This window comes from Ruegeria sp. YTSC199 (assembly GCF_059609725.1).
The window spans coordinates 34,094-44,781 of sequence record NZ_JBXWMF010000001.1 but is presented as its reverse complement, the minus strand read 5'-3'; the positions used below and the strand labels follow the sequence as shown (position 1 = coordinate 44,781).

10 protein-coding genes are annotated in these 10,688 nt (G+C 60.4%); 7 read left to right on the top strand and 3 right to left on the bottom strand.

From position 1 onward, the window contains the following. Window positions 1-16: 16 nt before the first annotated feature. Window positions 17-832 carry a CE1 family esterase gene (locus tag AC2FEE_RS00220; RefSeq protein ID WP_496862294.1) on the bottom strand — a complete coding sequence of 272 codons (816 nt, stop codon included), beginning with the start codon at window positions 830-832 and terminating at the stop codon, window positions 17-19. Continuing rightward, on the bottom strand, window positions 829-1,302 hold the full coding sequence (locus tag AC2FEE_RS00215; RefSeq protein ID WP_496862293.1) for a rhodanese-like domain-containing protein: 474 nt from the start codon (window positions 1,300-1,302) through the stop codon (window positions 829-831). Before AC2FEE_RS00215 ends, AC2FEE_RS00220 begins: the two co-directional genes overlap by 4 nt. Window positions 1,303-1,527: 225 nt before the next feature. On the opposite strand from AC2FEE_RS00215, the gene AC2FEE_RS00210 reads away from it, so the two are divergent. The 7 genes from AC2FEE_RS00210 to selD are packed head-to-tail and all read left to right on the top strand — an operon-like array spanning window position 1,528 to window position 9,617. After that, window positions 1,528-4,398 (top strand): monovalent cation/H+ antiporter subunit A, encoded by a 2,871-nt coding sequence (locus tag AC2FEE_RS00210; protein WP_496862292.1) that lies wholly within the window; start codon window positions 1,528-1,530, stop codon window positions 4,396-4,398. Continuing rightward, on the top strand, window positions 4,398-4,757 hold the full coding sequence (locus AC2FEE_RS00205) for a Na+/H+ antiporter subunit C (protein WP_170329401.1): 360 nt from the start codon (window positions 4,398-4,400) through the stop codon (window positions 4,755-4,757). Before AC2FEE_RS00210 ends, AC2FEE_RS00205 begins: the two co-directional genes overlap by 1 nt. Further along, entirely contained in the window at window positions 4,754-6,295 is a 1,542-nt protein-coding gene (locus tag AC2FEE_RS00200) for a monovalent cation/H+ antiporter subunit D (protein ID WP_496862291.1), read from the top strand. The genes AC2FEE_RS00205 and AC2FEE_RS00200 overlap by 4 nt, the downstream gene beginning before the upstream one ends. Further along, window positions 6,295-6,792, top strand: a complete 498-nt coding sequence (locus tag AC2FEE_RS00195; protein ID WP_480640765.1) for a Na+/H+ antiporter subunit E — start codon at window positions 6,295-6,297, stop codon at window positions 6,790-6,792. Before AC2FEE_RS00200 ends, AC2FEE_RS00195 begins: the two co-directional genes overlap by 1 nt. After that, window positions 6,789-7,058: a K+/H+ antiporter subunit F gene (locus AC2FEE_RS00190; protein WP_496862290.1), complete on the top strand. Its 270-nt coding sequence runs from the start codon at window positions 6,789-6,791 to the stop codon at window positions 7,056-7,058. Before AC2FEE_RS00195 ends, AC2FEE_RS00190 begins: the two co-directional genes overlap by 4 nt. Window positions 7,059-7,065: 7 nt before the next feature. Beyond that, entirely contained in the window at window positions 7,066-7,452 is a 387-nt protein-coding gene (locus tag AC2FEE_RS00185) for a Na+/H+ antiporter subunit G (RefSeq protein WP_496862289.1), read from the top strand. Between the two features lie 5 nt (window positions 7,453-7,457). Then, entirely contained in the window at window positions 7,458-9,617 is a 2,160-nt protein-coding gene (selD, locus tag AC2FEE_RS00180; protein ID WP_496862288.1) for a selenide, water dikinase SelD, read from the top strand. Here the strand turns inward: selD and mnmH are convergent. Continuing rightward, window positions 9,608-10,660 carry a tRNA 2-selenouridine(34) synthase MnmH gene (gene mnmH / locus AC2FEE_RS00175; protein ID WP_496862287.1) on the bottom strand — a complete coding sequence of 351 codons (1,053 nt, stop codon included), beginning with the start codon at window positions 10,658-10,660 and terminating at the stop codon, window positions 9,608-9,610. The two genes, selD and mnmH, sit on opposite strands and share 10 nt — an antisense overlap. Window positions 10,661-10,688: the final 28 nt, after the last annotated feature.

Here is a 10,688-nt window from a genome sequence, read left to right as displayed (position 1 = left end):
ACGCAAAGCGCCTGGATCAACCACCCGGCAGACCTTCGTACCAATCGACCATAATGTCCGCCCATCCCTTGGGCACTCCGTGACCGCCGGGGAACAGCGCGAATTCCAACGCGCTGCCCTCGGCGCATCCGGTCCAATAGCGGCGCATGAATTGGCCGGTGGTGGAAAACCCGCTGGGTTTGGTGTCGGTGCATTCGTTTGCTACGCGCCAGATTTCCAGACCGGCAAATATGTCGCCCTGATGGAACCGGCCACCACTCAATAGTCGCCCCTCCAGCGGCACGACGTTGTCGGTCCAGCCGTGAGTGTGAAACAAGCGCGCCGGGCCGTCGCAGGCTAAGGGTTGTGGGCGCCAGAAACCGCCCGAGACAGGCACATAGGCCGAAAACGTATCCGGCGCGGCGCAGGCAAGGTAATAGACCATGAAGGCGCCCGCAGAGAATCCACCCAGCACCACCCGGTCAGCATCCACCCCGAACCTGTCCGCGGCATCCTGAACAGCCTCGGTCAGAAAAGCCGTTTCATCGCGCCCCTCCCATCCGGGAAAGAAGTTCCAGCTTTGGCGGCCATTCCGCTGGGACCCTTCCGGCGCCATCACCGCATACCCCCGGTCCAGCAGAGGCTCGACCATGCTGCGATTCTTCAGGGTTCCCGTGGCGGTACCGCCATAGCCGTGCAGAAACACCAACAGCGGCGGATTTTCCGCCTCGGGCAGTTCGATGTGATAGCCGCCCGATGCGGTTTCACACATGCCTTCCTGATCGGCACAAGCGGCAAGGCCTGTCTGACCTGCCAGCACCAGCCCAATTGCCAGCGTCATTTCCCGGATCATCCTGTCTCTCCTGTATTGCGCTGCACGGGTAACCCGACGCGCACCCATCCCGGCCCTGCAGCCGACCCCAACATGCCCTCTGGGACATCCATGACATTTGTGAACCCGGCCTCAGTCAACCGGTTGCTCAGACGGGCAGACCGCACCCCGCGGGCGCAAATCAGCGCGACCCGAGTATTGCGGTCTCCACCTGTGAGCTGCGCCAGCGCCCGCTCAAAATCATCCCGGCGCATATCCAGCGGGTACGCGCCTTCAGCAATGCCCGTGGCCTTCCACTCGCGGGGGGTTCGGATATCCACCAACAGGACTTCTCCCGACAACGCCTGCTCATACGCGTCTGCAACGCTCAGTTTATCACCCGCATAATCCGGGGGGATCAGGCGGTATTGCCGGATGGCGAATCCGGCGGCAAGGGTCGCGCCTCCGCCCAGTAACACCCATCTTCGGGTCCTGTTCACCATTTCTGCCATACAGCCCCCTCCTGCGCAGACAGGCCGGTTTTATCACAATCGCCGGGTTGGCGCTGTGGTGAAATTCGGGCCGCAGATCAAGTTCGCGTCATTATCGCGCCTTTTAAAACACTATCAGTTCCGCGCCCCTAGAATGCAGCTAAAAACCTGCAATAGCTGGACAGTCAGAAAATTATCCTTACAAAATCAGGATTACTTTTGACCGCTCAGACCGGAGTATCGCACTTGTCCCTATTCCTCATCGCGGCCCTTCCCTTCCTCGGAGCTGTATTTCCAGCCCTTCTGATCCGGGCAGGACGAAACGCAGCAGCTTCGGCGGCGGGCTTGACCACTTTTCTGGCACTTATGGGCCTGTTGATCCACATCCCCTCGGTCATGCGCGGAGACGTTGTGACAGCACGGTTCGACTGGATACCGGCGCTGGGTCTGAATGCGAATTTCATGCTGGACGGTCTGGGGTTCCTGTTTGCCCTGCTGATCCTGGGGATCGGGTTGCTGATCATCCTCTATGCGCGATTCTATCTGTCGCGCGAGGATCCGATGGGGCAGTTCTATACCTATCTGCTGCTGTTTCAGGGCGCGATGGTCGGGATTGTCCTGTCTGACAACGTCCTTCTTCTGCTTATATTCTGGGAGCTTACATCGCTTAGTTCCTTCCTGTTGATCGGGTATTGGAAACACCTGCCCGAGGGTCGACAGGGTGCGAGGATGGCGCTGGCCGTGACCGGATCCGGCGGGCTGGCGATGATCGCGGGGATGCTGATTCTGGGCAACATTGTCGGTTCTTATGACCTCAGCGTTATCCTACAAAACAAAGAGCTGATCCAGGCCTCCCCCTATTACCTGCCCGCGCTGATCCTGATCCTGCTAGGCTGTTTCACCAAATCGGCGCAATTCCCGTTCCACTTCTGGCTGCCGCACGCGATGGCGGCGCCGACCCCCGTTTCGGCCTATCTGCACTCGGCCACGATGGTGAAGGCCGGGCTGTTCCTGATGGCGCGGATGTGGCCGGTTTTGGCGGGCACCGATGCGTGGTTCTATATCGTCGCAACCACGGGGCTGGTCACGATGCTGATTGGCGCCTGCATTGCGCTGTTCAAGGACGACCTAAAGGCGCTGTTGGCGTTTTCGACAGTATCGCATCTGGGTCTGGTGACGATGCTACTGGGGTTCGGCACCAAGATTGCCGCCGTGGCTGCTATCTTCCACATCATCAATCACGCGACTTTCAAATGTGCGCTGTTCATGACCGCCGGGATTGTGGATCACGAAACCGGAACGCGGGATATCAAGCGATTGGGCGGGTTGCGTCAGCTAATGCCGATCACCTTTACCATCGGCACGATTGCTGCTCTGTCGATGGCCGGTTTGCCGCCGCTGAATGGCTTCCTGTCCAAGGAAATGATGCTTGAGGAGACAGTCCACACCACATGGCTGCACTCGCACTATCTGGTGCCGGGGCTGGCGCTGCTGGCGGCACTGTTCTCGGCAGCCTATTCCTTCCGCTTTGTCAGCCATGTCTTCCTTGGCCCGCAGCGCACTGACTATCCGCATCATCCCCACGACCCGCCTGTCGGGCTGTGGCTGGCCCCGGCATTCCTCGTAGTGCTTGTCGTTCTGATCGGGCTGTATTCGGCGGCTATCGTCGGGCCTTTGGTTGCGGTTGTGTCCAGCGCCGTGATTGGCGGAGAGAAACTGCCCTACTATTCGCTGAAGCTGTGGCATGGATTCACGCCTGCGCTTTACATGTCGGCCGTGGCCACACTGGGCGGTCTGTTCCTGCTGGCGCTGTACCGGCGGGGAGAAGCGCTGTGGAATTCCCTGCCCCGTCCCGAGGCCAAGACGATCTTTGACGCCGTGATCGGTGCCCTGACGGCGCTCAGCCGATGGATCACCGACACGCTGCATAACGGCGTCATCAGCCGCTATGCGATCATCCTAATCGCCTTTACTGTCGGGCTTGGCTATTACGCCTACACGACCGGTGTGATTGGCCCGGAAACGCGCGAGCCCTTGCCGATACAGATCATTCCCTTCATCGGCTGGATCTGTTTGGTTGGTGCAACGCTGGCTATCATGTGGTTCCACCGCAATCGCTTGCTGTCGCTGGTGCTGATCGGTGTGGTCGGCCTGATCGTTTCGATGGCCTTCAACTATCTCTCGGCCCCGGATCTGGCGCTGACGCAGATCTCGGTCGAGGTGGTGACGATGATCCTGTTGCTGCTGTCGCTGAACTTCCTGCCCACAGATACACCGTGGGACAGCAGCGCCGCACGGCGCTGGCGTGATGCGGCGATCTCGGTCGTGGCAGGTCTTGGCACCGGCGGCTTGATCTACGCGCTGATGCTGCGGGACTTTGCCTTCCCGACGATCTCTGAGTTCCATTTGGCAAACTCATACAAAGGCGGTGGCGGCACCAACGTGGTCAACGTGATCCTGGTGGACTTCCGGGGCTTTGATACCTTTGGCGAGATCATCGTTCTGGGCATTGCAGCTCTGATCATCTTTGCCCTTACCGAGGCCGTTCTGGGCTCGAACGTCCGCGCCTATCTGCTGAATCGCAAACCGCATTGGCCACAATCGGGGGATTCCCATCCGCTGATGATGGTGGTGGCGACCCGCGTGATGATGCCCATCGCGCTGATGGTTGGTGCCTATATCTTTTTCCGGGGACATAACCAGCCAGGCGGCGGGTTCATCGCCGGTCTGATCGTGGCCATTGCGTACCTGATGCAATACATGGCCAGTGGTTATACATGGGCCATCGAGCGGCAGCGCTTTTATTACCACGGCACAATCGGCTGGGGTGTTCTGATCGCCGCCGCGACCGGACTGGGTGCGTGGTTCAACGACCGCCCCTTCCTGACCAGCGATTTCGGTTACATCCACTGGCCGCCGCTGGAAGAGTTCGAATGGGCCACCGCCATCCTGTTTGACACCGGCGTGTTCCTCGCGGTTCTGGGCGCGGTGATGCTGGCGCTGGACAGCCTGTCGCGTTTCGCGTGGCAGCCGGGGATGGCGCAGGAATTCCCGATGGATATCAACCCGCTGCGGGACGATCCGCCGGAAGAAGAACAAGAGAAGGAGCCGGCCTGATGGAAGCGCTCGTAGCCTCTGCCGTAGGCATCATGACCGCTGCCGGGATATTCCTGATCCTGCGCCGCCGTACTTTCCCCGTGATCCTGGGCCTTTCCCTTATCACATATGCGGTGAACGTGTTTCTGTTCGCAACCGGAAGGCTTGCGCTGGATGCACCTGCCGTTCTGAACAAATATGAAGACGTCCCTTATACCGATCCTTTGCCACAGGCGCTGGTGCTGACGGCCATCGTGATTTCGTTCGGGATGACAGCGGTGATCGTGATGATCGCGCTGTCTGCCTATCTGTCCTCGAAAGATGACCATATCGACATGACCGCGCAGGACAGCGTGGACGCGCCGGGGGAAGACGCATGAACCACTGGATCGTAGCGCCGATCGTCCTGCCCGCGATTCTGGCCCCGTTCATCATCATGGTCCTGCGATATCACCTGGACCTGCAGCGCATCTTCTCGGTCGCTGGTGTTGTCGCCTTGCTAGGGATCGCCCTGACGATCACCGCTCAGGCGTCTGGCGGCGATATTCAGGTCTATGAACTAGGTGACTGGCCTGCGCCGTTCGGTATCGTGATGGTACTGGATCGGCTGTCCGCCATGATGGTTCTGCTGACCGCCCTGCTGGCCTTGCCCATCGTGCTTTATGCCATCGCATCAGGTTGGGATGACAGGGGTAAACACTTCCACGCGCTGTTTCATTTCCAGCTCATGGGTGTCTGCGGTGCGTTCCTGACCGGTGACGCGTTCAACCTGTTCGTGTTCTTCGAGGTCCTGCTGATCGCGTCCTACGGTCTGATGACACACGGTGGTGGTGCGGTGCGCCTAAAAGCAGGTGTGCAATATGTGGCCTATAACCTGCTGGGCTCGACCCTGTTCCTGTTTGCGCTGGGGACGCTTTATGGCGTGACCGGCACGCTGAATATGGCGGACATGGCGCTGCGCGTGGCCGAGCTTCCGGCTGATGACACGGCGCTGCTGCGTGTCGGGGCCGTTCTGTTGCTGCTGGTGTTCTGTATCAAGGCCGCCGTTCTGCCGCTGCATTTCTGGCTGCCCGCCAGCTATGCCAATGCGCCCCTGCCTGTGGCCGCCCTTTTTGCGATCATGACCAAGGTCGGGGCTTATTCGATCCTGCGTATGTACACGCTGGGCTTCGGCCCCGAGGTTGAGGCAACACAGGGACTGGTCGGCGCATGGCTGCAACCCGCAGCCTTGGTGACGCTGGCCGTTGGCACCGTCGGCATTCTCGGCACGCAGCACATCGCGAGGATGGTCGCCTTTTGCGCTATCGCGTCGATGGGAACGCTGTTGATTGCGATCTCGCTGTTCACCGAAACTGCCGCGGCTGCTGCGCTGTACTACATCTATCACTCGACCCTTGCCACAGCGCTGCTGTTCCTTGTGGCCGATCTGGTGATGGAGCGCAGGGGCGGGTCCATCGAACCCAAGGCACCGATGCCGCAAAACGGTTTGATCTCGGCCCTGTTTTTTGTCGGTGCCATCGCGCTGGCCGGGATGCCGCCTTTGTCGGGCTTCATCGGCAAACTGCTGGTGTTGGACGCATCCCGGGATGCGCCTGATGCCAACGCGATCTGGGCCGTGGTCCTGATCGGGTCCTTCGTCACCATTGTGGGGCTGGCGCGCGCGGGTTCACTGATTTTCTGGAAGAGCCACGACGTTCAGCGCAACTCGGCGTTGCAGGAGGAAGACGAAGAAGCCCCCGCCCTGCCTGCGCCCGAACCAAACGCCGGACTGGCCTTCACCGCCGTCTTTGGGCTGGTTCTGGGTCTCGTCATGCTAACCCTGTTCGCGGGCCCTGCCTTGACCTACGCTGGTAAAACAGCCGAACAGCTGTTTACACCCGAACACTACATCTCGGCCGTACTGGGAGGAGAGGAATGATGAGGCTTCTGCACCGGATTTTCCCGCACCCCCACCTGACCTTTCTGCTGACGATTGTGTGGGTTCTGCTGGCCAACAAACCCTCGCTAAACTCGCTTGTCTTCGGCCTGATCCTTGGGATTATCATCCCGTTCGTAACCCAGCCCTATTGGCCTGACCGCCCCAAGCTGCGCAACTGGCCGATGGTGGTGGAATATATGCTGGTGGTGCTGTGGGATATCGTGATTGCCAATATCACGGTGGCAAAGATCATCCTGTTCAAACGCGATGCCGACCGACAACCCAACTGGATTTGCGTCCCGCTGGAACTGCGCACGCCCGAGGCGATCACGGTTTTGGCGGGAACCATCACCATGACTCCGGGCACGGTCAGCTCGGACCTGTCGGCACAAGGGCATAACCTGCTGGTTCACTGCCTGGATGCACCCGACCCGGATGCTGTGCGGGATCAGATTAAACAGCGCTATGAACGTCGACTGAAGGAGATTTTCGAATGATCGAGGTTGCGATCTGGTTTGCCTTCGCCTGTTTTGGAACGGCCATAATGCTGTGCCTGTATCGGATCATCTCGGCCGAGGGCGTTGGCACCCGGGTTCTGGCGCTGGATACGATGGTGATCAACACCATCGCGTTGATGATCCTTTACGGTCTGAAGCTGGGAACCGAGATTTTCTTCGAGGCCGCCATGATCATCGCCATGCTCGGCTTTGTTTCGACCGTGGCCTATGCGCGCTTCATGCTGCGCGGCAATATCATCGAGTGAGGGCGATATGGAGTTCCTTTTCGAAGTTCTGATCGCGTTCTTTCTGGTCATCTCGGGCATCTTCGGCTTTGTCGGATCGTTCGGGATGATCAAGCTGAAAGACCCGATGTCTCGCCTGCACGCGCCCACCAAGGCAACGACGCTGGGCGTGGGCGGTGTGTTGCTGGCGTCGATTTGCCACTCAGTCCTGATCGAGCAGCACCTGTCGCTGCACGAACTGCTGATCACACTTTTCCTGTTTCTGACCGCGCCGATCACGGCACTGTTCATTGCCAAATGGCACATTCACCGCCATGAAAAGCCTAACGATCTGCCGGACGCGGGCGAGGATGAGCTATGGGCCACCCACGCGGTCGAGCAGGTCGAGGACGTCCCTGACCACACTGCGAATTAAATCTCATGCATCACCCTCCGCTGCCCCTGACCCGTGATCTGGTTCTGATTGGCGGCGGGCATACCCATGCGCTGGTGCTGCGCAAATGGGGGATGAACCCGCTGCCCGGCGCGCGGGTAACGGTAATTAACCCCGGTCCCACTGCGCCTTATTCCGGTATGCTGCCCGGCTATGTCGCCGGACACTATGACCGCCGGGAACTGGATATAGATCTGGTGCGCCTGGCTCGTTTCGCCGGTGCGCGCGTCGTCCTTGCCCCGGTCGAAGGGATCGACATTGATCGGGGTCTGGTCCATGCACCCGGCCGCCCTCCGGTGGCGTTCGATGTGGCTTCGATCAATGTGGGGATCACCTCGGACATGCCCGCCCTGCCCGGATTTTCCGCCCACGCGGTCCCGGCCAAACCTCTGGGGCCTTTCGCGGCCCAGTGGGCCACGTATCTGCAGGGCACCGGCCCTGCCTCGGTCGCGGTGATTGGAGGCGGGGTCGCGGGGGTTGAGCTGACAATGGCCATGGCCCACGCCCTGCGCGCCAAAGGTCGCGCGGCACGAGTGACACTGATCGACAGCGCCCAAGCTCTGACCGCGACTGTACCAAAGGCGGGTGCAACAATTCGCAAGGCAATGGCTGCTCTGGACGTTGACCTGATTGAGAATACGACCATTTCTCGCATCGAAGCCGATCATTTAATTCTGGATGATGGTCGTGAAATTCCGGCAGCTTTCGTGACCGGTGCCGCCGGTGCCCGTCCCTACGAATGGATCGCCCAAACGGGTCTTGATCTGCAGGACGGCTACATCCGTGTGAACGGTTACCTGCAATCCAGCGACCCAGTGATCTTTGCCGCCGGAGATTGCGCTCACTTGTCGGAAAACCCGCGCCCAAAGGCAGGAGTGTATGCGGTGCGAGAGGCTCCGGTCCTGTTCACTAATCTGCACGCAGCATTGGGCGCGGGACGGATGCGGCGGTACACGCCACAGAGAGATTACCTGAAGCTGATCTCACTGGGCGGAAAATCCGCACTGGCCGAGCGGCTGGGCACCTCATTCAGCGGGCCATTGATGTGGCGCTGGAAGAACCATATCGACCAGACCTTCATGAACAGATTCCGCGATCTGCCCGAAATGCCGCGCCCTTCAATGCCGCGTCTTCACACAGCTGGTCTGCAAGAGGCACTGGGTGAAAAACCCATGTGCGGCGGTTGCGGCGCTAAAGTTGGGCGCGGCGCGCTACAGGCTGCACTGCGCAATCTGCCCGCGCCAGAGCGCGCCGATGTTATCCCGCTGCCCGGGGACGACGCCGCATTGCTGACGATTGGTGGGGCGCGGCAGGTGATGACCTCGGACCATTTGCGCGGTTTCACCAATGACCCGGCGCTGATGACCCGCATCGCCGCCGTTCACGCGCTTGGGGATATCTGGGCAATGGGCGCCAACCCGCAAGCGGCAACCGCTACGATCATCTTGCCCCGCATGTCCCCCGAATTGCAGCACCGAACCATGGCCGAGATCATGACCACCGCCACCGAGGTCATACGCGACGCCGGGGCCGAGATCGTGGGCGGCCACAGCTCGATGGGGGATGAACTGACCATAGGTTTCACTCTGACTGGCTTGTGTGAGAATGACCCGATTGTGTTGTCAGGGGCCGGGGCCGGTAACGCGTTGATCCTGACCAAACCGCTGGGCAGCGGCGTGCTAATGGCCGCTGAAATGGCCGGCAAGGCCCGGGGCGAATGGATCGTTGATGCTTTCCGGCAAATGATTCAGCCGCAGGGCGAAGCTTCACGCATTCTGGCAGGTGCCAAAGCTATGACCGACGTGACAGGCTTTGGTCTGGCCGGGCATTTGTTGGGCATGTGCGAGGCCTCGAACTGCGGCGCGACACTCGATCTGGACGCAATTCCGTTGATGACTGGCGCACTGGAGTTGAGCGCGCACGGCATCCGGTCAACGATTTTCAATGACAATCGGTCCATCGCTCCGGATTTGCCGTTTGGCGGCAAAGCCGACTTGTTGTTCGACCCGCAAACCGCCGGAGGGTTGCTGGCCGCCGTCGCGGCCGATCAGGCGCAAGGGCTGTGCGAAAAGCTGAGGCACGCTGGATATCCGGCGGTCATCATCGGGCACATGTCCGACACACCAGGCCTGCGCCTTCAAAGCTGATCCAGAATCCGTTCGATCCGCGCGGCCGTACCGTTCAAACCCGCATCGTCAAGTGCGGCGGCGTCAACCCGGGCGACAATCTCGGCCCTGCGGGCGCGGCTGGATTTGGCGTAGGACGGGTCATAGTGCTGCTCCATCAACGCCCGTGTCAGTGCCTGTTTGTCATCGGCGTCGATCAGGGCGAACCAGCCATCCACAACGTCGTGCCCCCGGTGGAACCGCAACGGAGAGAGCCGGTCGCGCAACCGGTCCGCGTCCGACAGAATGTCGTCATAGGCGCTGACCAGATAGGTTGTGCGGGCCTCGATCGAGGCCCGGACCTGAATACGTGATGCGTTGCGCAAAGCGGTCCACAGGCTGGGCGGCAGGATCAGGGTTCCGATCTTGGACGACTCTGCTTCAACCACAACCGGGCGCGCTGTATCGAGCCCGCACAGCGCTGCGGCCAGAGCGGATTCGAAGGCCTTTTGACTGGGTTGCCCGCCGGGCATCTCGCCAAGCAAAGAGCCGCGATGATTGGCCAGCCCTTCAAGGTCCAGAACCTGAACACCGCGTGCTTTCAGACGCGCCAGAAGGCTGGTCTTGGCCGTGCCCGTGTAACCGTCCAAAGCGATCAGACGATGGGGTAAGGGGTCCTGATACAGAAACCGGTTCACCAGACGCCGATAGGTGCGATACCCGCCCTCGACCACCTCGGCCCGCCAGCCGATCTGTTGCAGCATCCAGGTGAAAGAACCCGACCGCTGCCCGCCCCGCCAGCAATAGACCAGAGGTTTCCAGCCACCTTCGTGGTGTGACAGGCTGTGTTCGATGTGGTTGGCCGCGTTGCGGAACACCAGCGCCGCGCCCAGTTTGCGGGCTAGAAAGGGGCTTTCCTGTACATAGATCGTGCCCACTTGCGCGCGTTCTTCATCGTCCAGAACCGGCAAGTTAATGGCACCGGGCAGATGATCCTCGGCAAATTCCGCCGGGCTGCGCACATCGATCACCGTATCGAAGCCGTGCGTATAAAGGTTGGGCAAGTCAATGAAGCTCAAAGCCATATCAAGGATCTATCCCGCAAAGGCCGCA

Bases quoted from the DNA above. Each gene is read 5' to 3' on its own strand.
- AC2FEE_RS00220 (WP_496862294.1), bottom strand. From the start codon at position 832: ATGATCCGGGAAATGACGCTGGCAATTGGGCTGGTGCTGGCAGGTCAG.
- AC2FEE_RS00215 (WP_496862293.1), bottom strand. From the start codon at position 1,302: ATGGCAGAAATGGTGAACAGGACCCGAAGATGGGTGTTACTGGGCGGA.
- AC2FEE_RS00205 (WP_170329401.1), top strand. From the start codon at position 4,398: ATGGAAGCGCTCGTAGCCTCTGCCGTAGGCATCATGACCGCTGCCGGG.
- AC2FEE_RS00200 (WP_496862291.1), top strand. From the start codon at position 4,754: ATGAACCACTGGATCGTAGCGCCGATCGTCCTGCCCGCGATTCTGGCC.
- AC2FEE_RS00195 (WP_480640765.1), top strand. From the start codon at position 6,295: ATGAGGCTTCTGCACCGGATTTTCCCGCACCCCCACCTGACCTTTCTG.
- AC2FEE_RS00190 (WP_496862290.1), top strand. From the start codon at position 6,789: ATGATCGAGGTTGCGATCTGGTTTGCCTTCGCCTGTTTTGGAACGGCC.
- AC2FEE_RS00185 (WP_496862289.1), top strand. From the start codon at position 7,066: ATGGAGTTCCTTTTCGAAGTTCTGATCGCGTTCTTTCTGGTCATCTCG.
- selD (WP_496862288.1), top strand. From the start codon at position 7,458: ATGCATCACCCTCCGCTGCCCCTGACCCGTGATCTGGTTCTGATTGGC.
- mnmH (WP_496862287.1), bottom strand. From the start codon at position 10,660: ATGGCTTTGAGCTTCATTGACTTGCCCAACCTTTATACGCACGGCTTC.